Genomic DNA, 22,914 nt, shown 5'->3' with positions numbered 1-22,914 from the left:
ATACCTCGCTTGAGTTTGGGTTTAAAAGTGATCTAAAAAGTAATTGATTAAGCTAACTGGGGGTTAAAGCCAGCCGCTTGCAATTTCATCATGACCTCTTGTGCTTCTACGGTTTCAGCCTCTACAGTTAACCAATGCGTAGTGGTGTCTGCCGTTACTTTTGCTTCAGGAGAAAACGCGTGAATGGCTTCAGTAATCGTTTTAACACAATGACCACATGTCATATCAGGCACGATAAATTCTTTCTTCATTCTGGTATTTCCTTTAAAAGGTAGGTAAATGAGCGCCTACATCATTTATCTAGGCGATCGGTAATAATTCGTTTACTCTAGCCTAACATACCCGCGTTTATTAGCCTCTATTCTAGAGACAACAAAAACCGTTAAGTCGTAAGTAATTGATAAACATCATGAGCATTTATACTATTGGTCAAGCAGCCGCGCACAGCGGTCTAAGCAATAAGCAAATTCGTGATTACGAAAGCAAAGGGTTACTACAGGCCGCACAACGCACAGAAAATGGCTATCGTATGTATAAAGAACACGATTTGCATACATTATTATTTATAGCCCAAGCACGGAAGCTAGGCTTTTCTTTAGAGCAAGTTCGTAATTTATTAATTTTATGGCAAGATCACCATCGCTCGAGTGCCCAAGTAAAACAGCTAGCAGAGCAACATATTCACGAGTTAGAAACTAAAGCATTACAACTTCAGCAAATGGCAGCCACCTTACGTGAACTGGCCCAGCAATGTCACGGTGATGAACGCTCTGATTGCCCAATATTAAAGGGGCTCGAAAGCCCCTAGTTAACTACGATTCGCTAGGTTCCCAAATGGAAACATAGTCGGTCACTGCCGGCCGCTCTTTGGGTTTAAGCGGCTCGGATAAACTACCGATGACCACAAAACCTAAAAATTCGTATTCAAGTGCATCAAACCCTAGCGCCTCGGGTACGCCTTGAGTGTATGTGCCGATTCCTGTGCTCCAAAATGCGCCATAACCCAAGGCATGCACCGCATTTAAGATGTTCATCACGCTGGCCCCTGTCGCTAGCATGCGCTCATGCTCGGGTATACGTTCATTACTGTGGTCTACATAGGAAGCTACAGCTAACACCAGCGGTGCCCGAGCTAACCAGTCGCGCATCGTTTTTTCTTTGGTGGCATTCAGAGGTTTACCCTCTGCCTCTAGGGTCTTAACCGCCAAATCAGTGAGCTGCGCAATGGCATCGCCTTGAATACGTTTAAAACGCCATGGACGTAACCGACCATGATCTGGAGCACACATCGCCGTTGCTAAGATCTGCTGAATTTCTTCTTCAGACGGACCTGGGCCTTGAATTTGCTTTGTCGAGCTACGGCTTAATAAAGTAGATAAAACAGACATAATGCCTCTTGTTTAAGTCGCTGTGCGCAGTAGCGCTTTCATATCGCGAACGGCTTTATCCCAACCATCGAAAACAGCTTGGGCTACCACTGCATGGCCAATATTGAGTTCCGCAATGCCAGGAATAGCTGCGATGGCTTGGACATTCCCATAATGCAAGCCGTGCCCAGCATTAACACGCAAACCCAATTTAATGCCGTGTGCTGCACCCGCTTGGATACGCTCTAACTCATGCTGTGCTGCCGTATCGTCTGCTGCATCGGCGTAAGCCCCCGTATGCAGCTCGATCACCGTAGCGCCGGCGCGATGGGCCGCCTCGATTTGTTCTACACACGCATCAATAAATAACGAAACACGGATACCCTGCTGCTGCAGTTTTTTTACTGCGGCTTGGACAGAGTCAAAATGCGTGATGACATCTAAACCGCCTTCAGTGGTGAGTTCGTTGCGTTTTTCAGGCACCAAACACACGTCTTCAGGTTTAACATCGCAAGCAATATTCAGCATTTCATCAGTAATCGCGCATTCAAGATTCATACGCGTACGAATAGCTTTGCGCATGGCGTACACGTCTGCATCTTGAATGTGACGACGGTCTTCGCGTAAATGCAAAGTGATTAAATCGGCACCGGCGTCTTCGGCTCGAACTGCTGCCAAAATGGGATCAGGATAAGAAGTTAAACGTTGTTGCCTTAAGGTCGCAACATGATCGATATTGACACCTAATTCAATCATTAAAATTCCTATTCAATACTATCTAATTGCCAACCGCCCCCAAGGGCCTTATACAACATAACACGGTTTAACAACGACTCCATACCCGTTTGCACAAATCGCTGTTGCGCGGCGTACAAATTAATTTCAGCAGTTTGTACTTGTAAAAAGCTATCAATCCCAGTTTCATAGCGCAAATTAGCTAAACGTACCGTTTCTGCCGCTGCTTTTTCTGTGGCCCGTAAGGCATTTAACTGCTCGGTATAGGTTTGCTCGCCAGCCAGCGCATCCGCTACCTCTTTAAAGGCGACTTGAATGCTCTTTTCATACGTTGACACGGCAATAGACTGGCGGGCTTTGGCAAGGTCTAAGTTGCCTCTTAGGGCGCCGCCAGAAAAGATGGGTGTACTGATTTGTGGCGCATACTGCCAGAAAGTACGCCCGGAATCAAATAAGGCACCAAGTGAAGGGCTTGCAAAACCTAGCATACCCGTGATGGAGATATTAGGGAAAAAAGCAGCCCGAGCCGCCCCCACGTTAGCATAGGCCGCTTTAAGCTGATGCTCAGCGGCTAAGATATCTGGACGCCGCTCGAGTAAGCTTGAGGGCAAACCCACCGGAATATCGGCTACGACTTGCTCTTTACCAAACGCTGCAGCGGCTGGTAAATCGTCGGGAATCGGTGTACCCACTAATAATGTTAAAGCATTAAACGCTTGCTTTTGCGCTCGCTCCATTTGCTGTGCATCGGCTTTGGCGCTTTCTACTTGCATAATGGCTTGGTTCAGTTCTAGATCAGAGGCGCTTCCTACGTCATAACGCAACTTCACTAACTTGTATGAACGCTCGCGGCTGGCAAAAGTCGATTGCGTTAAGTCGTACAACTGCTCGGCCGTACGCATACGGAAATACGCTTCGGCCAACTGTGCGATAAGATTAATACGCACCGTGCGCTGTGCCTGCTCAGTCGCTAAAAACTGCTCGTAAGCGGCTTCACTTAAATTGCGTATCCGGCCAAAGAAATCCAGCTCAAACGAGGTAGCTGCTACCCCTGCTTGGAAATAGCGGCTGATCGCTGGTGAGTCAGGCCCACCTTGACGTAAATCAGCCGGATTACGTGTTACCTGAGCATTGGCTCCGGCCCCAATAGAGGGAAAGCGATCGCTTTGTACCACCCCAAACTGAGCCTGTGCCTCGGCGATACGATCTACAGCAATACGTAAATCGCGATTATTAACTAATGCCAGCTGGATTAACGCATGCAGCTGAGGATCAGTAAAAAAGGTTTGCCACCCCAATTGGTCCAAAGACGAACTCTCGACGCCGGGGGTGAGGGCATCAAACTGCTCAGCCACGGGTGCAGCTGGGCGCTCGTAGACGGGTGCAAATGAGCACCCCGCTAACACTAACGCAGCAGACAAAGCCGTCAAACTGGTCTTAATACCTACATTCATGCTTTATCTCCTGTGGACTCAATCTCTTTTGCTTGTGCGCCGAGTAGGCGAGGCTTGGTCTTAAAGACTTTAATTACCGCCACAAAGAAGGCAGGCACGAACATCACCGCTAGCGGTGTGGCTGCTAACATACCCCCTACCACGCCTAAACCCACGGCGTTTTGACTGGCCGCCCCTGCCCCAGTGGAAAGCGCTAAAGGTGTCACACCAAGAATAAATGCAAAGGACGTCATGATAATGGGGCGGAAACGCATACGGGCTGCCTCAATGGTGGATTCAATTAAGTCCCCACCTCGAGCCACAGCATCTTTAGCAAATTCAATAATCAAAATAGCATTTTTAGCGGACAAACCAATGACCGTGACCATACCGACTTGGAAATACACGTCATTTGCCATCCCCATCGCGGACACAAGCAGCACAGCACCTAACATACCAAGCGGTACCGCTAACATCACACCTAATGGGATTGCCCAACTCTCGTAAAGAGCCGATAGCAACATAAAGACCACTAAAATAGCCAAACCCATCAAGATTAAGCTTTGGCCTGAAGCTTGAATTTCTTGGTATGACAAACCTGTCCAGTCAAAACCAAAACCGGCTGGCAGTTGAGCCACCAAGCGCTCCATTTCCGCCATGGCCTCGCCCGTGGTGTAACCAGGAGCGGCAGAGCCACCAATACGGATGGATTCATAACTGTTGTAACGCACGACCTGAACGGGAGCCAGCTCAGACTGCGCTGTCACAAAGGTGCTAAGCGGAACCATTTCACCTTGATTGTTTTTGGCGTTCAGTCGTAAGACGTCATCAATATTCATACGGAATCGGTCTTCGGCTTGAACCCAAATATTTTCAACCCAGCCTGCGTTCGTGTACTTACCAATATACGCCCCACCTAATGCCGTGGAAATAAGCTTGGCGGCCTCATCGAAATTTACCCCTTGGGCAGCGGCTTTTTCACGGTCAATGGTGAGACTCCATTGACGACCTGGACTGAGGCCTGTGACACGAGTCTGTGCTAACACGGGGCTTTGAGCAGCCAATTGCAGCAATTGCTGGGTGGCCTCAAGTAAGCGTTCTTGACCTAAACTGGCTCGGTCTTCGAGGCGCATATCAAAGCCGGCCGCGTTACCTAAAGAGCTAATTGCAGGAGGCACTAGAGCAAACACCATTGAATCGGGCAAACCATATAGCAAATTTTGCATGGCTTTGCCAGAAATAGCTCCGGCTGAATCACCCGCTGCTCGACGCTCACTAAAGTCTTTAAGTGTCACAAAAGCAATGGCCGAGTTAAGCCCATTACCGTTGAAGCTAAAGCCTTGAACCGCCACAATATCTTTAACCTGTGGCTGATCTTTAAAGTATTGCTCGACGTGCTCGATGATTTCTACCGTACGGTTTGCCGTAGAGCCAGCAGGCAACTCGATATTCGCCAGCACAAAGCCTTGATCTTCCTCGGGTAAGAACGCCGTCGGCATACGCATGTACGTCCAGCCTAGCAAGACGACAAGAACCAAGTACACCAACATCATGCGACCAACGCCTTTTAAGCTAATACCTATAAAGCGCATATAGCCGTGCGTGATTCTGCCGAAAAAGCGATTAAACAATCCGAAAAATCCGCGCTTTTCTACACCATGCTGCCCTTTAGGAATGGGCTTTAAAATGGTCACGCATAAAGCAGGGGTAAAAGCCAAAGCTAAAAAGCCCGAAAACATTATAGAGACGGCCATGGCCACGGCAAACTGACGGTAAATGACCCCCACTGAGCCAGACATAAAGGCGAGTGGCAAGAACACCACCGTCAGCACCAACGTAATACCCACAATTGCGCCACTAATTTGCGGCATGGCTTTAATGGTGGCTTCTTTGGGGCTTAACCCCTCTTCGGCCATGATGCGCTCGACGTTTTCCACCACCACAATCGCATCATCCACCAAAATACCAATCGCTAGCACCATGGCAAACATAGTCAGTACGTTGATGGAGAAGCCCAAAGCGTTCATAACAGCTAGCGCACCTAAAATAGCAACCGGTACGACTAAGGCAGGAATAATGGTGTAGCGGATGTTTTGTAAAAACACATACATCACAATGAACACCAAGACCAATGCTTCAATTAAAGTATGGACGACCTGCTCAATGGAGGTTTCAATATAAGGAGACGTGTCGTATGGAATATCGTAACGAATGCCAGCAGGGAAGAATTCAGATAGCTCTTCCATTTTGGCTTTAATGCCCTTAGCTGTGGATAACGCATTGGCATCAGGTGCCAACGACACAGCAAACGCCGCGGTGGTGTGACCATTTAAACGCGCACCGAACTGATAGTTATCGGCGCCAACCTCTACGCGGGCCACGTCTTTAAGACGTACTGATGAACCATCGGGGTTGGCGCGCAACACCACATTACCAAACTCTTCAGCAGTACGTAACTGGCCATTCACTACAATAGGTGCCGTCACGCGCTGTGCTTTAGGGTTAGGCGGAGAGCCTAAGATACCCGCAGATACCAATACGTTTTGTTGAGCCAAAGCCGTATTGATTTCAGCCATGCTGAGGTTATAGCTAACGAGCTGTTCGGGATCAACCCAAACCCGCATCGCACGTCCAGCGGCAAACAGCTGAAACTTACCTACGCCTGGCACACGAGATATGGCGTTTTGTACATTGCGCTTAATGTAATCCGCCAGCTCTGTTTGGTCTAAAGTGCCATCAGTTGAAGACACGGCCACCACTAACAAAAAGCCTGCGTTACTTTTTTCAATTTTTAAGCCTTGCTGCACAACTGCTGCAGGCAAGGTAGATGTAATATTAGCCACGCGGTTTTGTATATCAACCTGAGCCATGTCAGGATCTGTACCTGGCTCAAACGTAGCAAGAATATTAGTTTGACCATATGAGTCACTGACCGACTCGTAGTACAAAAGACCAGGCGAACCGTTTAGTTCATTTTCAATCACACTGGCTACACTACTGGCAACGTCTTCGGCAGATGCGCCTGGATAAGTTGCAGTAATGGAAATAGTAGGGGGCGCTACCTCGGGATACTGCGATATAGGCATATTGGGCAAGGATAACAAGCCCAATAAGCTAATGCCCAACGCAACGACCCACGCAAAAATGGGACGATCAATAAAAAACTGTGGCATAAAATTTATCCGTTATCAGCAGTAGTAGAAGCCGCGGGCGTTTCTGAGTCAGCCCCATCCTGCCATGGCATCGGTTGCACTGGTGCGCCAGGACGAATTTTTTGGAAACCCGCAACTATAACGGTCGCCCCAGGCTCTAGCCCTTCGGTCACCATAATACGACCATCGACTTGGCTGCCTAGTTTGACAGGTACGGCTTTAACCACGCCTTCTTCGACCACCATGAGTGAAGCAGCACCACTAGTGGCATATTGCACGGCCTGGGTGGGCACCAATAATGCATTCTCGCTGATTGCTTGTTCTAGGCGTACACGTACAAACATACCTGGTAGTAAATCGTGATTGGGATTGGGAAACAAAGCACGCATATTTAACTGACCGGTTGAAGGATCGACAGCAACCCCAGAAAAAAGCAACTTACCTTGCTCTGCGTACTCGCTGCGATCATCGAAAATCGCTTTAACTGGGGCTTGACCTTGATCATCGGCTTTTAGCTTGCCCTCAGTGATGGCTTTACGTATAGCGAGCACTTCCCCCACGGGACGACTGATGTCCACGTAAAGCTCATCAATGCGCTGAATAGTCGCTAAATGGGTTGCTTGGGTCGCGCTGACTAATGCACCTTTAGTAATTTCAGCTTTGCCTATACGACCACTGATCGGGGCAGTCACTTTGGTATAGCCTAAATTAATGTCTGCCGTTTTCAAGCCAGCTTTAGCTAACTCAATATTGGCCCGGCTTTGTTGCACTTCAGCCATGGCATTGTCGTATTCTTGGCGGCTGATGGCATTTTCTTTAATTAATTTGCCATAGCGCTGTGCTAAGGAGTTGGCTGTTTTAGCCGCTGCCTCTGCGTTTCTTACTTGTGCTAAAGCTTGATCTCGTGCAGCCACATATGGAGCAGAATCAATAGTAAAAAGCAAGTCACCTTCTTTGACTTCGGCGCCTTGTTCAAAGTTGATGGCCTCTACTACCCCATTAACACGAGCGCGAACCTGAGCTTCTTCAATGGCTTCTACACGGCCTGGTAACTCGACAAAAATAGGAGTGACCTCAGGTTGTACCTGCACCACACTTACAGGTATTTTCATGCCCGCCATATCTTGCTGCTGCGGTTTTTCACCACATGCGGCCACTAAAAGTGTGGCCGAAATCAGAACTACACGTAGCGGATGCCACGCCACACGGCGAACATTAGACATGGATTAACTCCTGAGGTTTAGGTAAAACAACATAGTAATGACTTGAACACATACCCAAACTTGTTAATTAAAATTAATAATGATAAGGCAGAAAAACATCGGCGCCGTTATGGCGCCGATGCGAGTAATAAGCAATTAGCCGAGTAATAAAGCATCGTCGGTAATTGTTTCCCCCCTGACCTTTTCAAACATAGCCAGTAAATCGGGGACTTGCAGTCCTTGGCGCTCTGGACCGCTGACATCAAGCACGACTTGGCCTTGATGCAACATAACAGTCCGGTCACCCACCTCAAGGGCTTGCTTCATACTGTGAGTTACCATCATTGTGGTAAGTTGACCTTCAGTTACTATACGCTCGGTCAGCTCAAGTACAAAGTCCGCTGTACGTGGGTCTAGCGCAGCAGTGTGCTCGTCTAACAACAAAATACGTGAAGGTCGCAGCGCTGCCATCAATAAACTAACGGCTTGACGCTGCCCTCCTGATAATAACCCAATTCGATCTGTTAGACGATTTTCCAGACCAAGACCTAATGTTTCTAAACGCCCACGAAATTCATCGCGCATGGAGGCTTTAACCGCCCCACTTAGGCGTCTTGGAATACCCCGACATGACGCTAGCGCCATATTTTCTTCGATGGTTAGATCTTCGCAGGTTCCTGCCATTGGGTCTTGGAAGACGCGAGCCACATATTGGGCTCGATGCCAAACCGGCATGGATGTAACATCAACATCATCGATTAGGATCTTACCTGAGTCGACTTCTTGGTCACCTGATACCGCATTCAAAAATGTGGATTTTCCAGCGCCATTTGAACCAATCACTGTTACAAACTGCCCGCTTGGAATGTCTAGGCTCATGCCACGCAAGGCTTTAGTCTCGATCGGAGTGCCTGGGTTAAATGTTAATTTTAAATGTTGTGCACTGAGCATGGTCTTTATCCTTTTTTACCGGTACGTAAGCGCTTTTTCAGCAGAGGAATCACCAACGCAATGGTGACTAAAACGGCCGTAACAAGGTTGAGATCTTGCGCTTTGAGGCCGATAAAGTCCGCATTAAGTGCTAATGCAATAAAGAAGCGATACAAGACGGCGCCGATAATAACCGCCAAGGTGGCATAGACTAAACGACGTGACGGTAAGATGCTTTCCCCGACAATCACCGCAGCCAAACCAATAACGATCGTACCGATCCCCATTGAGATATCCGCCCCGCCCTGCGATTGCGCAAACAAAGCTCCGGCTAAAGCAACCAATGCATTCGATATGGCCATTCCTAATAAGATCATGCTGCCAGTCGCAACACCTTGGGAGCGCGCCATGCGTGCATTAGAACCGGTAGCGCGCATGGCTAAGCCTTTTTGCGTACCAAAAAACCAATCTAAGCCAAATTTAGCGAGAATCACCACGGCCAATAAAATCAACGGCCGCGCAATATAATCGCTAAGACCATCAGGCTGTAAAATAGAAAATACCGTAGGTTCCATAATAAGCGGCACATTAGGTTTACCCATGATGCGTAAATTAATGGAATACAGCGCAATCATCATCAAAATACTGGCGAGCAAATCCATGATTTTTAGGCGTACATTTAACCAGCCAGTGACCATGCCTGCACAAGCACCAATCAAAGTTGCAATTAAGGTAGCGCTAAACGGATCAAAGCCCTGAGTAATTAATGTAGCGGCGACAGCACCCCCCAAGGGGAAGCTGCCATCAACCGTTAAATCCGGAAAACGTAATATACGAAACGAAATCAGCACACCTAAAGCGACCAAGCCAAAAATTAACCCGATCTCGAGTGCGCCCCAAATAGAATAGATGGACATTGTGTGTCAGCTCATAAAGAAACAGGCGAGCCCCGCGTAAGGGTCGCCTGTTAAACATTTATTTTTATTTACTCAACGATTTTGGTGGCAGACTTGATAAAAGCATCATCTAAGGTCACCCCTTGTTTTGCTGCTGCACCTGGGTTAACGAATAGCTCGAGCTGATCACTGGTTTCAGAAGCCATGTCACCCGGTTTTTCACCCTTAAGAACGCGAACAACCATCTTGCCGGTTTGTACACCTAGGTCGTAGTAATTAACGCCTAATGCCGCAATTGCACCGCGACTTACGCTGTCAGTGTCTGACGCAATTATAGGGATTTTTGAGTCGTTACCTACTTTGACGAGCGCCTCGAATGCAGAGACCACGTTGTTATCCGTATTGGTATAGAACACATCAGCTTTACCTACCAAACTGCGAGCGGCTGCACCCACATCTACGGTACGCGCTGCCGTGGCTTCAACCAAATTCATGTTATTAGCCGATAGTAATTCACGTAAACGCTCAACCACAACCACCGAATTTGCCTCGCCCGGGTTGTAAACCATGCCTACCGTTTTCGCGTCGGGAGCTACCTTTTTGATAAGCTCGAGTTGCTTTTCAAGCACAAGCATGTCTGACACGCCACTGACGTTTGTTTTGGATGGATCCCAAGAGGGAACCAATTGGGCCGCTACGGGATCCGTTACCCCTGAGTACAGCACAGGAATACTTTTGGTCGCAGCGACCACTGCCTGTGCTGAAGGTGTGGAGATAGCGACGATCACATCCGACTTATCACCTACAAATTTGCGCGCAATTTGCGAGGCAATCGCTGTGTTGCCCTGTGCAGTTTGAAACTGCCACTTCAATCCTTTTTCTTCTGTGTAGCCAGCATCTGTTAGTGCTTGTTTAACGCCGTCTCGGATCGAGTCTAATGCAGGGTGCTCAACAATAGAAGAAACGGATACCAACTGTGCAAAGGCAGTGGTAGAGGCGAGTATACTGGCGCTCAAGGCCAAGCCCACTAAGGATTTAAGTGTTTTGTTGCGTTTCATAGTGAAGCTCCTAAACAGTTTTGGGATGCAATAAATGCAATTGCGGTCAAGTCTACCTGCTTTTTTTTAGAGTGGCCTCGGGTAATAACCCTGTTACGCCAGCAAAGAGTCGCCATTTTTTACTACATTTGGACTCAAGCGCTAAAATTGTATCTTTGGCGGGCAAAATTAGCATCAACTTTATGTAGGCTGGGCAGCGAGAATGGCTTTAGCCCACTGACGAGCTGGGATTTTATATACAGTTTGGACGTGTTCAGCGCTTTGCATGAGCGATGCCGCGGTGGTAGCGCCTAAATGGCCACCTTTGAAAGCCAACGCAACAATATTGCCCTCATCAATTTCTGGCAACAATAACACCTGCCCATCAAACGCAGCCATGATGTGGTCTATGTTTTCATCATAGCTATGATGCGCACCAAATAGATTGACGCTCATTATGCCGCGTTCAGCCAATACCGCGTAGCAGTGTTGATAGAAGGCTAAGGAAGAGCACACAGGCCCCTGTGCATGGGCATCGTACAAATCTACCATTAAGGCCGCATAACGCCCTTGATGTTCGGGCGCACAAACCCACTGTGCGGCATCGGCATGATAAATTGTCGAACGAGCATGATCCGGCAAGCGAAAAAAAGTTTTACACATCGCCGTGACACGTGGGTTTAGCTCCACGGTATGAAGGTTTGACGGGGTGTATTTCATGCAAAAACGCAATAAAGAGGCTGCCCCCAATCCCAATATGGCTAACTCGTCTTCGCGCTCCACCTCTTGGAACAGTAACCAGGCCATCATTTGTTGTGTATAGGTCAGTACCAAATCATGGGGGCGACTCATGCGCATTGCCCCTTGAATCCACTCCGTGCCGAAGTGCAAATAACGAATGCCGTCTTCCTCAGAGAGCGTTATGTCATTATTATCAATTACCGAATCAGGCATCGCGTCACCTTACTCCTTGCAGATCCATTCAAAACGGGTATTGTACTCAGTACAAAACAAAACGCGCAGGCATATTGCCTGCGCGTTTAGGTATACGAATACAAAAAGCTAGCTTTTGGCTGTTTTCTTGTTTTCCTGCTCTTGTTCATCAAGCTCGACACGCTCTTCTTGAGTAGCGCGTGCATCGGGTGCAACCCAGTTAAGGGGTTCAATTTCCAATTGCTGGCGACGACGTGTTGGTCGTTTTGTGGCCATGAAACACCTCCTGCTAAAAAATTAAGGGGGTAAGCCCTTTTACCCCCAGCAGAAATCATTATAACTGAAATCAATTAAAAAAACCAATCGATACAATAGTTTAGATAAATAGCAATAATCATGACGAGTGAGAAAACGCGGTCATTGCGCATGGCTCACGGGATATCGGTTATGATTTAGGAGCAGTTTTTTTAACCTAAATGTGTTTTTAATAGGGCTTTAGCAGTGAAATTTGCCACATGGAATGTCAACTCTCTACGTGTACGCTTACCCCAAGTACTGGATTGGCTTGAAACGCATCCCGTTGATGTGTTGTGCTTACAGGAACTCAAACTGCCCCAAGATAAATTTCCTCTTGATGCCTTTAAAGAGCTGGGTTATCAGGCACAATGGGCTGGTCAACCCACCTATAATGGTGTTGCTCTTATTAGTAAAACGGAAGGGACAGAGGTACAACGTAATATCCCAGGGTTCGAGGACCACCAACAACGACTTATTGCAGCCACCTACCCCAGCTCAGCGGGACCAATCCGTGTAATAAGCGCCTACTGCCCTAATGGCCAAGACCTAGATAGCGATAAATACATTTATAAATTAAATTGGTTTGCCGCTTTGCACGACTGGTTACAAGAACAACTCGAACAATATCCCCTACTTGCCATTTTAGGCGACTATAATGTTGCCCCAACCGATTTAGATGTGCATGATCCCAAAAAATGGGAAGGCAAAGTGCATGTATCTGCTCCAGAGCGTGCGGCTTGGCAAAAACTGATCGATTTAGGTCTTCATGATGCCTATCGATTATTTGACCAAGACTCCCCCGGCTTTTCTTGGTGGGACTATCGTCGCGGAGCCTTTAGGCGTGATGCCGGACTGCGTATTGATCACGCGTTAGTATCTAACGCACTCAAACCGCACAGTCAGGCTTGTTACGTAGACAAAGACCCACGCTCCAATGAACAGCCTTCCGATCACACTCCGGTTATTGTGCAATTTAATTTATAACCATTCCAACGCTCACTACGCGGAGGCCTTATGAGCCCAACCAACCACCTTATTGCTACCTTTGATGAAGGCGCTGTGCTGAGCCTTTACTTAGACGATTGCCCTGTGCAAGCTTACGTGGTCGTTAGCGAACCTAACATTGATCTGGTCGCGGATATCGTACCCAAAGAGCGTTTTGAAGCAGATGGCGATATTCACGTAATGGCTGTTGGTCAACCCGAAGACGCCGCAGCCATGATTGAAGACGTCAGTCAAAATATTAACCCTGATGATACCGTCGTCTTTTTGTGTTTAGACAAGGCCACTAAAGACGAGGTGTTGGCACAATTTGGCATTACCCCTGGGCATACCCAGCATCACTAAAGGAGCCTTATGTCCACCATTTCTACCGGCCGTATTTATCTGGTCGCCGCCCCAAGCGGAGCAGGAAAATCCAGCTTGGTTAATGCCCTATTAGCCACTGACCCCAGCATTATGCTGTCTATTTCATGTACCACGCGTCCTATGCGCCCAGGTGAAGAAAACGGCAAACACTACCATTTTATTTCTGTAGACGAATATCACCGTTTGCGCGACAGCAATAACTTACTTGAATCCGCCGAAGTCCATGGTAATTTTTATGGCACCCCTGCCCAGCCTGTACAACGTGCTTTGCAACAGGGGCGCGACGTATTACTCGAAATTGACTGGCAAGGGGCTCGTCAAGTTCGCAAGCATTTTCCTGAAGCCACTGGCATTTTTATTTTGCCGCCCTCGATCGAGGCCTTGGAAGAGCGTTTGCGTAAGCGCGGTCAAGACGATGACAAGGTCATTGCACGCCGTTTATTAGCAGCAGGGGGCGAGATGGCGCACGTGGGAGAGTTCCAATATGCTATTATCAATGATGACTTTGATGTCGCTCTCACTCAGCTGCAGTCCATCATACAGTCGAGTCGGTTGCACACACCAGCCCAAGCGCAACGCCACGCTGAATTATTTAATCAGTTAGGTATTAGCGCTGCAGCCACAGCCGCCTTATAATAAAGATATATTCAATTTATTTACTTACATACAGGTAGACACTTATGGCTCGTATTACGGTCGAAGACTGCTTAAACCAAATTCCAAATCGCTTTAATCTAACCTTGGTAGCGGCGTATCGTGCGCGCGAGCTTGCCCAGGGTCATGAGCCCCGTTTAGAAACCAAAAATAAACCCACTGTCACCGCTTTACGCGAAGTGGCTTCCGGCGCAACCGGTTTGGAAATGCTACGTAAAGTACCTACTTAAGTCGTTACGGAGTCAGGCAATGGCATTTTCTACACTCAAAGGTGCATCGTCCGGTTTACTCGCCGTACTGAAGAAAAGCTCTCGTCTAGGTAGGCGCAAAGCGGCTGTATCAGTACCTAAGCTTGAACCGGCTAAAAATACCATTGCCTCCTTAGCCCCCTTAACGAAAATTATTAACAAATACCTTGATGCTGCAGACGTTGAGCGAGTACGCGAAGCGTATCGTTTAGCCGATGAAGCCCACCTAGGGCAATTCCGCTCAAGTGGCGAACCCTATATTACTCACCCTATTGCGGTGACGGAAATTTGTGCAGGGTGGAAGCTCGATGCTGACTCACTCATGGCTGCACTGCTGCACGATGTGATCGAAGATCAAGACGTCAGCAAACAAGAGCTAGCTGAAAAGTTTGGCACCGATGTAGCGGAAATTGTAGATGGCGTCTCTAAACTTGAACGCCTACAGTTTGAAACCAAAAGCCAACAACAAGCTGAAAGCTTTAGAAAAATGCTGTTGGCCATGTCACGCGATGTCCGCGTCATCTTAATCAAATTGGCTGACCGGCTCCACAACATGCGCACGCTGGACGCAGTCAGTCCAGAAAAACAACGCCGTATTGCTAAAGAAACCCTCGAGATTTACGCACCTATTGCGCATCGCTTAGGTTTAAATGCGCTATTTCGTGAATTACAAGATCGCTGTTTTCAAGCTATTCACCCCAATCGTTACCGTGTTCTACGCAAAGCCCTTTTGGCTGCACGCGGCAACCGGCGTGATGCCTTAGGTAAGATCAGCGATGCCATCAGCACAGCCCTGCCTGCTGCCGGCATCGAAGCTAAAATTTCTGGACGCGAAAAATCGCTTTACAGTATTTTTTGCAAAATGGTAGAGCAAAAAAAATCGTTCTCCGATGTGCTCGATATTTATGGTTTCAGAATTATTGTCCATACGCTGCCCGAGTGCTATCTTGCACTGGGTACCTTGCATCAGCTCTACAAGCCTGTTCCAGGCAAATTCAAAGACTACATAGCCATTCCCAAAATTAATGGTTATCAGTCGTTGCACACCACCTTAACGGGCCCCTACGGCACACCCGTCGAGTTCCAAATCCGAACTCGCGAAATGGATCACGTTGCCGAGGAAGGCGTTGCCTCACATTGGCTCTACAAAGACGAAGATGTCTCTTTAAATGAGCTTCAAAAACGCACGCACCGTTGGCTGCAGTCCTTACTCGATATTCAAAGCCAAACAGGCGATTCCAGTGAGTTCCTAGACCACGTTAAAGTCGACCTCTTCCCTGACGCCGTTTATGTAAACACGCCGCACGGGAAAATCATTTCCCTGCCACGCGGTGCTACCCCTATTGATTTTGCTTATACTATTCACTCTGATATTGGCAATCATGCGGTGGCAGCGAAAATTAACGATGAATACGTTTCTTTACGCAGTGAGCTTAAAAGCGGTGATATGGTGGAAATTATTACTTCGCCTGCAGCTCGCCCCAGCGCTCAATGGTTAAATCATGTCCGAACCGGACGAGCACGCTCTGAAATTCGCCATTATTTGCGTACCGTTCAATACGAAGAGTCCGTGGCATTTGGCCGCCGTCTCTTGAAACAGGCCCTTAGCGATCTAGGCATTGATATGCTTAGCGACGAAGACCCCACTTGGTCTGTATTAATTAAAAGCTCTGGCGCAACCAATCGCGATGAAATCCTCGCCGATATTGGTCTAGGCAAGCGCTTAGCGGCTGTGGTGGCGCGTCGCTTTATTAATGATAATCCTTTACTTAAGACCACCGCCGCCGCTGTGGATGAATTCACCTCTAACGCGCGCGCTCCAGTCGTCATTCAAGGCAACGAGGGCCAAGCCGTTCAGCTAGCACATTGTTGTGGCCCACTGCCTGGCGATGCCATTATTGGTGGCATTCGCATGGGTCATGGTTTGGTAGTTCATATGGCGGATTGCGCTATTGCCCAACGACAGCAAAGTAAAGAACCCGAGCGCTGGATTCCAGTGATTTGGGATACAAAAACCGCTCGTCATTTATCGACCCGTCTAGATGTGACCGTTCTCAATGAGCGGGGTGTACTGGGTCGCATTGCGGCTGCGGTTACCGATGCCGATTCCAATATTTTACATTTAACGATGCCTGATGAAGACAGCAGCGCTACTGCTCTATTGCATTTAACATTGCAAGTTGACAGCCGTAATCACTTAGCTCAAGTCATCCGTACCATGCGCCAAGTGCCTCAGGTACAAAAAATAGCGCGTACCAAAGGCCAAAATTAAAGTTGGTTTTGTAGCATTAGCACTAAACCATACGTTACGACACCTAGTAACGTCGTAAGAATCGCATTTTTTTGCCAGTAACGGCTTAGCATCATACAACCTAGTGCTATGCCGATGCGTAACTCATCGGATTGAGCACTCCAGCGGTAAGCAGCGTCCGTCAATCCCATTAGCGATACCACCAACAAAGCCACAATGGCCGCCGGCCCCAGCGCACTGAGTACGTATTTTACTGCTGGCCGTTGAAATACTGTTTCTAGACTGGCATACCAGCGCATCGGTAAATACCGCAGCAAATACGTTCCAAGCCCTGCTCCGATTAGCAACACAAGCAGCGCACTACTGCTCATACCCTTTTCCTCTTTAATTGAGTGACAAGCGCCCAGCCGCAGCCCACCACCATGCCTATAATCAAACTGGTATGGGCTGCAAAGAACAGACTACTTAACCCAGTGCTTAGCGCAGCGGCAATCAATAGACGCTTGTCAACGCTGTTTATCATGTCGAGTAATAAAGCAAAAAACAAAGCAGGCAACACAAAGGCCAAGCTTTGCTGCAAAATAGGAAAACGACTTAGCCAGTCGCTAGCTAAATAAGCGCCTACCGCCGTGCCTATGACCCAAGAGCTGTACGCCCCCAGTTGTAAGCCGATATACCAGTAAGCTTTAGGCGCAACACGTAGTTGAGATAAACGCGCTCGTGCCGCAGCAAACACCTCATCAGTCAAGCCAAACGCCATCACGGCATAGGGTTTAGGCTCTAAGCTTGTACTGTTAAATTGGCTTAATAACGCGGGCCCATAAAACACATGGCGCAAATTAACGGCAATCACAATAAACACCATGCTCCAGACATCCGTTTGTTGCGCAATTAAAAGCAATAAAATGAATTGGCTGGCTCCTGCATAAATGCATACCGAAATTAATACCGCCATCCAAGGGGCTAAGCCCGCACTTATGGCGGCCACACCAAATGACACAGCCACAGGAAAATAACCCAACATAATGGAACTACTGTCCCACAGCCCCCTACTCACCGCTGATCGCATACGTCGACTCAAAGAAAAAGCCCCTAACAGCCGTTTAGGGGCTTAAAAATTAAAATAACAGCCGATTAATCGATTTCTGTTGCCATGGCTGTTTCCGCGGCGGGCAGCTGTTTTACATTTAATTGTTCACGTAAAGCTGCCATATAGCTGCGCTCTTGGACATCACTCCAAATTTGTTGCAGCTGTGCGTGAATCGCTTCGGAGATAAGAGGATCCAATTCCCCTTTTTCTTGGCCAATTACTTTAACGAGTTGATAGCCCTGATCTAACTCTACCCCCACATACGCAGGCAGCTGGCTGGTATCTACTGCCATCAAGGCGTCAAGACTGGCTTTGGGCATCTGCTCTGGCTGAATGCGACTGACGGCCTGTTCGTTGGAAAACTCAACCTCAGGGGTTTCGCCTGCTTGCAGGCTAGCTAAGAGGGCTTGCCCTGCGCTTTGGGCTGCCGCAACGGCTTTTTCTTGGCGCAGCATTTTTTCTACTTCATCATGAACTTGAGTCAGCTCGGGCACATGGGCAGGTACGAACTCGTTGACACGCACAGCCACAATCGTATCCGATGCAATTTCGACTACGCCAGCATTTTGCTTATCCTGCAGTGATTGAGGTGCATACAAAGCACGACGCACGCGTGGGTCTTCGAGCAGATCTTCGTGTTCGGAGGCTGTGGCTCCTAGTTGCTTAGCATCTAGGACTTGCTCACGCGCTACCCCTTGAGCCTTTAGGATAGGCAAACCCAACGCATCGGCGGCGGCTTGTAAGCTTTCAGGGCTTTCATAAACCATATGCGTTAGCTTAGTCGCCATTTCAGCAAAATTTTCTGCCGCTAATTGTTGACGCACTTCGGTGGTAATTTCGTCTTTTACGGCGTCAAAAGCCTGCCCTTGTTGCGGCTGGTAATCGTTGGCTTTAAAGATATGGTAGCCATCAGGACCTTCTATTACGCCTGAAACCTCGCCTTTCTTTAGGGCAAACACAGCATCTTGAAGTGCTGCAGGCCAATTGCCGTGCGTGATCCACCCGAGCTCGCCACCGCTGTTTGCACTGCCTTTGTCTTGGGAGTGTTCTTTGGCTAGCTCAGCAAACTGAGCGGGATTCGCCTGAGCTTGTTGGGCAAGCTCTTTAGCTTGTTGTTGTACCGATTGATGCTGAGCATTATCTTTACCTGGTTGCAGCAAAATATGGCTGAGATGAATGCGTGCAGGGGAAACGAACCGAGTTTTATTCTGTTCGTAATAGGCTTTTAAATCGTCCTCTTTGACCTCGGCCACGCTCTTAACAGCGGCCTCTTCGTTTAAGAGCACATAATCCACATTGACGTAATCAGGCAAGCGTAAGCTGTCTTGATTGGCTTGATACCAGGTTTGAATTTCTTCGTCAGAAACGGTTTGTTGATCAAGCAGATCTTGAGCACGAATCGTATGCGTTTGGGCGAGACGTGTTTCTACCAACACATTTTCTAGCTCTTTCACAACAAAATCGGGTAGTGTTGCACTTTGAACCACAGGACTAATGACGCGGCTTAGCGCAAGCTCGGCACGCTGTGACTGCTCGAAGTCTTTGCTGTTAATACCTTGTTGAGCTAACAACATGTTGTAGAGCTCGGGGGAAAAGACACCATTTTCCTGAAGATCTGGGTTAGCTGCAATGGCTTGACGTAAAGCCGTATCAGAGACGCTAAAGCGATCTTTCGTAGCAATCTCAATTAACGCTCTGCGATCAACTAATGAGTCAAGTAACTGCTGTTTGGCTGCTGGTGTATCGACAAGAGCCGGGTCAAAACCACCCCCCATTGAGCGTTGAAGCTGATTGAGCTGGTTGCGTCGGGCTAAATCGTATTCTTGGGCCGTGACAGCTTGGTCGCCCACCGTGACGAGATCCTCATCACCTGACACGTAGTTGGTATAGCCGCTGACACCAATCAGCACAAACGATGGCAAAATTAAAACCAATAACACCAACTGCATCAAGCGTTGATGTTTACGAATAAAATTGAACATGAATCACCTATTAGGGGCAGGCTGCATACACACCCTTTGATTAGTTACCTAGCCAAAGAGTTTACCACTTTAGCTGTAATATGCAGCCCCTAAACTAGAGAGCGCGCAGTAAAATACGGTTATTCTACTGTAAACCTTTTACTATTGAACAAGTTTTATGAACCAAATCATGACCCCCTGGCCTTACCCTACCTTAATTGCTCATCGCGGCGCCGGCAAACACGCACCGGAAAACACCTTATCTGCTATGCGGCTAGGTGCTCAGCACGGTTTTTCTATGATGGAGTACGACGTCAAACTGAGCCAAGACGGTGCGCCTATTTTATTGCACGACGATACGATTGACCGCACTTCCAATGCAACAGGTTTAGCCAGCACATACAGTTTGGCTGAGCTACTGCAGTTCGATTTTGGGTCTTGGTTAAAAGCAGACTATGTTGCAGAACCCATTGCTACCTTAGATGCGGTGGCCGCTTTTACTATAGCGCGACATATCCATAGCAATATTGAAATTAAACCCGAAACAGGCTTTGAAGCGGAAACGGGGGCAAAGATTGCACGTTTAGCCCAACAACTTTGGCAACACGCCACGCTGCCACCCCTGCTGTCTTCCTTTTCAGAGGTGTCTCTTGCTGCTGCTAAACTCAGCGCGCCTGAACTACCTCGGGCCTTATTAATCGAGGGCGAAGTACCACACGATGTATTTACACGCTTAGCGGCGTTAGATTGTGTGGCGCTAAATTTAGATCATCACTACACCACGCAAGACATCGTTACCGAAGCCAATGCTAAAGGGTATGCTGTTTGCGTTTGGACCGTGAATGATCCTGCCCGAGCCCGAGAGTTACTGGCGTGGGGTTGCAAAGGCATCTTTACTGACGCCATTGATACCATTACCCCTCAAAAACATTTTTAAATTAAAAAAACCGTTCACCGGGTTTAACGTAGCGCCACTGGCCTTCGGGAAGATCGCCTAGCACTACGTTACCCATGCGCACACGCTTTAAGCCCACTACACGCAAGCCCACCGCTTCACACATACGGCGAATCTGGCGCTTTTTGCCTTCGCGCAATACAAAGCGTAGCTGATCTTGGTTTAGCCAGCTGACTTTAGCCGGACGCAACTCATCGCCATCTAGCATTAAGCCATGATTCAACAATGCCAAACCACGCTCGTCTAGGCTGCCAGTGACACGAACCAAGTATTCCTTATCAATAGGCGAGTCTTCTCCGATGAGTTGACGGGCGATACGACCATCTTGCGTTAAAACCAAAAGACCTTGCGAATCAATATCTAAACGCCCTGCTGGAGCAAGGCCACGTAAATGGGCTGGGTCAAAGCGTGGTGCTTTTTTATCGCGCCCTTTGAATTGGTTATGAGCCTGAATCAATGACACGGCATTTTTATAACCCTTTTCTGCTTGGCCAGACACATAACCCACTGGTTTGTTGAGCACAATGGTGACGCGCTGCGTTTGCTTTTCTCGCGCCGTACGATGCAGAGTAATTTTAGCTAGCGGTGAGGCTTTTTGCCCCAACACCGCCTTTTGGCCGTCAACACTGACCCAACCGCGCTCAATAAAAGCATCGGCTTCACGACGCGAGCACATGCCACGATCGGCCATTATTTTTGAGATGCGAATTTCCATAATCTACTTTTAATTGGCTTATCCCTGTGATGAGTTGGTTTAAGCACTATTGTGGTGAGTTATAGCTTAAAGTTATAACTTTAATTCGAAGCCATTCATTAACCCAAAAAGATTACTATGAACACTTCACGTTTTAGTGGCCCACGCCGTCAAAATGCAAAACTACTGGTGGGGTTGCAAGCCCTAGGTGGTGCTAACCCAGCAGTAGTGGTTGCTTTAGGCGGACTAGTAGGCAGCCAGCTTGCGACCAACCCAGAGCAGGCCACCCTACCCGTTAGTCTTTTTAATTTGGGTCTGGCCTTAGGTATTTTACCTGCCGCATTCTTTATGCGTAAGCTAGGACGGCGCAATGCGTATATTATTGGCTCGTTATTAGGGATTGGAGGTGGTTTTGTGGCTTTTATGGGAGTCACACAAAGCTCTTTCCTGATATTTTGCTTGGGCACTATTTTAGCGGGATTCTACTCCTCATACGTACAAAATTATCGTTTTGCTGCCGCAGACAGCGTAGAAGCCCGATGGCGACCAAAAGTGATTGCTTGGGTAATGTTAGGAGGCTTAGTGGCGGCAGTGCTTGCCACACAAATCATATTGCACACACGCAATCTCTGGCCTGACACGCCTTTTGCTGCTACTTTTTTAGCTCAAGCGGGCTTAGCAGCGTTAGCATTGCCTTTCATTTTTTTCTTGCGTGACGAGCTCATGAGCCCAAGCACTGTGGTAAGTGCGCATCATAATCAGCCAGCACGCCCTTTATCACAGATTTTAAAAAACCCTCGCTTTTTAATTGCTGTCCTGACAGGAATGGTATCGTATAGCCTGATGAGTTTTATGATGACCGCTTCGCCCTTAGCTATGGTTAACGCAGGACATAGCGTAGAAGACTCCACACTGGGGGTGCAGTGGCACATTTTAGCGATGTTTGCGCCCAGCTTTTTCACCTCTAAACTGATTGAACGTTTTGGCAAGATTCCTGTTACGCTAAGCGGCATTGCTCTACTTGGTGGCGCTAGCCTAGCGGCCCTTAGCGGCCTTGAGGTGATGCATTTTTGGCTAAGTCTAATTCTATTAGGGGTGGGCTGGAACTTCAGTTTTATTGGGGCTACCACTCTGGTAACGGATTGCTATCAACCGGCTGAAACCAGCAAAGTTCAAGCCTTTAACGACTTTTTAATTTTTGGTGCAGTGGCCCTGTCGTCTTTTTCCTCGGGGAAACTACTAGCCCACTATGGCTGGAGCCAACTCAACCTATGGAGTTTTCCTGTGATTGGCGTGGTCAGCTTGGCCTTGCTATGGCATGGATATCTGGACCTACGCAAACCGGTATTGCGTTCACCACAGCCTTAAATTGCGGCGGCGCCGGTTTCGCCTGTACGAATGCGAATCACTTGCTCTACAGGCGTGACAAAAATTTTGCCATCGCCAATTTTACCGGTTTGAGCCGCACGGATAATGGCTTCGATCACGGCGTCGCACCGATCTGCTGTCACGATAATATCAAGACGAATTTTAGGTAAAAAATCGACCACGTACTCGGCACCTCGGTACAGTTCGGTATGGCCTTTTTGACGCCCAAAGCCCTTGACCTCTGTGACCGTTAACCCACTGATGTCTAATTCGCTGAGTGCTTCGCGAACCTCATCCAGTTTAAAAGGTTTGATAATGGCGGTGACTTGCTTCATCTTTTCCA

The 22,914-nt window shown here is 48.1% G+C and carries 24 protein-coding genes; 8 read left to right on the top strand and 16 right to left on the bottom strand.

Features of this window, described 5'->3' with window-relative positions; genetic code table 11:
* Nucleotides 1-47 precede the first annotated feature (47 nt).
* On the bottom strand, nucleotides 48-251 hold the full coding sequence (locus GGR41_RS03310; protein WP_077733196.1) for a heavy-metal-associated domain-containing protein: 204 nt from the start codon (nucleotides 249-251) through the stop codon (nucleotides 48-50).
* Between the two features lie 158 nt (nucleotides 252-409).
* Here GGR41_RS03310 and cueR point away from each other — a divergent pair, with 158 nt between their 5' ends.
* Nucleotides 410-808 carry a Cu(I)-responsive transcriptional regulator gene (gene cueR, locus GGR41_RS03305; protein ID WP_167660628.1) on the top strand — a complete coding sequence of 133 codons (399 nt, stop codon included), beginning with the start codon at nucleotides 410-412 and terminating at the stop codon, nucleotides 806-808.
* 4 nt (nucleotides 809-812) lie between these two features.
* Here the strand turns inward: cueR and GGR41_RS03300 are convergent, their stop codons facing one another.
* The 10 genes from GGR41_RS03300 to GGR41_RS03255 form a co-directional block, all read right to left on the bottom strand.
* A complete protein-coding gene (locus GGR41_RS03300) occupies nucleotides 813-1,388 on the bottom strand; it encodes a nitroreductase family protein (protein WP_167660627.1) in 576 nt (191 codons plus the stop codon).
* A 12-nt stretch (nucleotides 1,389-1,400) separates the two neighbouring features.
* Nucleotides 1,401-2,123, bottom strand: a complete 723-nt coding sequence (locus GGR41_RS03295) for a pyridoxine 5'-phosphate synthase (protein ID WP_167660626.1) — start codon at nucleotides 2,121-2,123, stop codon at nucleotides 1,401-1,403.
* 8 nt (nucleotides 2,124-2,131) lie between these two features.
* The gene (locus tag GGR41_RS03290; RefSeq protein WP_167660625.1) at nucleotides 2,132-3,556 is read right to left on the bottom strand and encodes an efflux transporter outer membrane subunit; all 1,425 of its coding nucleotides are present in this window, start codon (nucleotides 3,554-3,556) and stop codon (nucleotides 2,132-2,134) included.
* Nucleotides 3,553-6,708: a multidrug efflux RND transporter permease subunit gene (locus GGR41_RS03285; protein WP_167660624.1), complete on the bottom strand. Its 3,156-nt coding sequence runs from the start codon at nucleotides 6,706-6,708 to the stop codon at nucleotides 3,553-3,555. The genes GGR41_RS03290 and GGR41_RS03285 overlap by 4 nt, the downstream gene beginning before the upstream one ends.
* A 5-nt stretch (nucleotides 6,709-6,713) precedes the next feature.
* On the bottom strand, nucleotides 6,714-7,910 hold the full coding sequence (locus GGR41_RS03280; RefSeq protein WP_167660623.1) for an efflux RND transporter periplasmic adaptor subunit: 1,197 nt from the start codon (nucleotides 7,908-7,910) through the stop codon (nucleotides 6,714-6,716).
* A 135-nt stretch (nucleotides 7,911-8,045) separates the two neighbouring features.
* Nucleotides 8,046-8,840 carry an ABC transporter ATP-binding protein gene (locus tag GGR41_RS03275; protein ID WP_167660622.1) on the bottom strand — a complete coding sequence of 265 codons (795 nt, stop codon included), beginning with the start codon at nucleotides 8,838-8,840 and terminating at the stop codon, nucleotides 8,046-8,048.
* A gap of 5 nt (nucleotides 8,841-8,845) precedes the next feature.
* Nucleotides 8,846-9,736: an ABC transporter permease gene (locus tag GGR41_RS03270; RefSeq protein WP_077733202.1), complete on the bottom strand. Its 891-nt coding sequence runs from the start codon at nucleotides 9,734-9,736 to the stop codon at nucleotides 8,846-8,848.
* Nucleotides 9,737-9,804: 68 nt separating this feature from the next.
* Nucleotides 9,805-10,773 (bottom strand): ABC transporter substrate-binding protein, encoded by a 969-nt coding sequence (locus GGR41_RS03265; protein WP_167660621.1) that lies wholly within the window; start codon nucleotides 10,771-10,773, stop codon nucleotides 9,805-9,807.
* 180 nt (nucleotides 10,774-10,953) lie between these two features.
* Nucleotides 10,954-11,706, bottom strand: coding sequence for a spermine/spermidine synthase domain-containing protein (locus GGR41_RS03260; RefSeq protein ID WP_167660619.1), 753 nt, complete (start codon nucleotides 11,704-11,706; stop codon nucleotides 10,954-10,956).
* Nucleotides 11,707-11,814: 108 nt separating this feature from the next.
* Nucleotides 11,815-11,961, bottom strand: a complete 147-nt coding sequence (locus GGR41_RS03255) for a hypothetical protein (protein ID WP_159436808.1) — start codon at nucleotides 11,959-11,961, stop codon at nucleotides 11,815-11,817.
* 225 nt (nucleotides 11,962-12,186) lie between these two features.
* Between GGR41_RS03255 and xth the strand changes: the two genes are divergently transcribed.
* From xth to GGR41_RS03230, 5 genes are read left to right on the top strand one after another with little or no spacing between them, the layout of a single operon-like run.
* Nucleotides 12,187-12,966: an exodeoxyribonuclease III gene (gene xth, locus GGR41_RS03250; RefSeq protein ID WP_167660618.1), complete on the top strand. Its 780-nt coding sequence runs from the start codon at nucleotides 12,187-12,189 to the stop codon at nucleotides 12,964-12,966.
* Between the two features lie 30 nt (nucleotides 12,967-12,996).
* On the top strand, nucleotides 12,997-13,329 hold the full coding sequence (locus GGR41_RS03245; protein WP_167660617.1) for a hypothetical protein: 333 nt from the start codon (nucleotides 12,997-12,999) through the stop codon (nucleotides 13,327-13,329).
* Nucleotides 13,330-13,338: 9 nt separating this feature from the next.
* Nucleotides 13,339-13,986, top strand: coding sequence for a guanylate kinase (gmk, locus tag GGR41_RS03240; protein ID WP_167660616.1), 648 nt, complete (start codon nucleotides 13,339-13,341; stop codon nucleotides 13,984-13,986).
* Nucleotides 13,987-14,030: 44 nt separating this feature from the next.
* Nucleotides 14,031-14,234: a DNA-directed RNA polymerase subunit omega gene (gene rpoZ / locus GGR41_RS03235; protein ID WP_077733207.1), complete on the top strand. Its 204-nt coding sequence runs from the start codon at nucleotides 14,031-14,033 to the stop codon at nucleotides 14,232-14,234.
* Nucleotides 14,235-14,253: 19 nt separating this feature from the next.
* Nucleotides 14,254-16,524 (top strand): RelA/SpoT family protein, encoded by a 2,271-nt coding sequence (locus tag GGR41_RS03230; RefSeq protein ID WP_167660615.1) that lies wholly within the window; start codon nucleotides 14,254-14,256, stop codon nucleotides 16,522-16,524.
* Here GGR41_RS03230 and GGR41_RS03225 read toward each other — a convergent pair.
* The 3 genes from GGR41_RS03225 to GGR41_RS03215 are packed head-to-tail and all read right to left on the bottom strand — an operon-like array spanning nucleotide 16,521 to nucleotide 19,575.
* Nucleotides 16,521-16,874 carry an AzlD domain-containing protein gene (locus GGR41_RS03225; RefSeq protein ID WP_077733208.1) on the bottom strand — a complete coding sequence of 118 codons (354 nt, stop codon included), beginning with the start codon at nucleotides 16,872-16,874 and terminating at the stop codon, nucleotides 16,521-16,523. The two genes, GGR41_RS03230 and GGR41_RS03225, sit on opposite strands and share 4 nt — an antisense overlap.
* Complete coding sequence (locus GGR41_RS03220; protein ID WP_244951420.1) at nucleotides 16,871-17,584, bottom strand: AzlC family ABC transporter permease; 714 nt, start codon at nucleotides 17,582-17,584, stop codon at nucleotides 16,871-16,873. The genes GGR41_RS03225 and GGR41_RS03220 overlap by 4 nt, the downstream gene beginning before the upstream one ends.
* Before the next feature lie 53 nt (nucleotides 17,585-17,637).
* Complete coding sequence (locus tag GGR41_RS03215) at nucleotides 17,638-19,575, bottom strand: SurA N-terminal domain-containing protein (protein ID WP_167660614.1); 1,938 nt, start codon at nucleotides 19,573-19,575, stop codon at nucleotides 17,638-17,640.
* Nucleotides 19,576-19,732: 157 nt separating this feature from the next.
* Here GGR41_RS03215 and ugpQ point away from each other — a divergent pair, with 157 nt between their 5' ends.
* Nucleotides 19,733-20,491, top strand: coding sequence for a glycerophosphodiester phosphodiesterase (gene ugpQ, locus GGR41_RS03210; protein WP_167660613.1), 759 nt, complete (start codon nucleotides 19,733-19,735; stop codon nucleotides 20,489-20,491).
* A 1-nt stretch (nucleotide 20,492) separates the two neighbouring features.
* Here ugpQ and GGR41_RS03205 read toward each other — a convergent pair whose 3' ends face one another.
* Nucleotides 20,493-21,227 carry a pseudouridine synthase gene (locus GGR41_RS03205; RefSeq protein WP_149026072.1) on the bottom strand — a complete coding sequence of 245 codons (735 nt, stop codon included), beginning with the start codon at nucleotides 21,225-21,227 and terminating at the stop codon, nucleotides 20,493-20,495.
* Nucleotides 21,228-21,341: 114 nt separating this feature from the next.
* On the opposite strand from GGR41_RS03205, the gene GGR41_RS03200 reads away from it, so the two are divergent.
* Nucleotides 21,342-22,571, top strand: coding sequence for an MFS transporter (locus GGR41_RS03200; RefSeq protein ID WP_167660612.1), 1,230 nt, complete (start codon nucleotides 21,342-21,344; stop codon nucleotides 22,569-22,571).
* On the opposite strand, the gene GGR41_RS03195 is transcribed toward GGR41_RS03200, so the two are convergent.
* Nucleotides 22,568-22,906 (bottom strand): P-II family nitrogen regulator, encoded by a 339-nt coding sequence (locus GGR41_RS03195; protein ID WP_077733213.1) that lies wholly within the window; start codon nucleotides 22,904-22,906, stop codon nucleotides 22,568-22,570. The genes GGR41_RS03200 and GGR41_RS03195 overlap by 4 nt on opposite strands.
* Nucleotides 22,907-22,914 lie beyond the last annotated feature (8 nt).

Origin of the sequence: Paenalcaligenes hominis, from assembly GCF_011927625.1 — a bacterium.
In the GTDB taxonomy this organism is placed as follows: domain Bacteria; phylum Pseudomonadota; class Gammaproteobacteria; order Burkholderiales; family Burkholderiaceae_B; genus Paenalcaligenes; species Paenalcaligenes hominis.
Note: the sequence above shows the minus strand (reverse complement) of the source record. Positions and strands in the feature narration are given on the sequence as shown.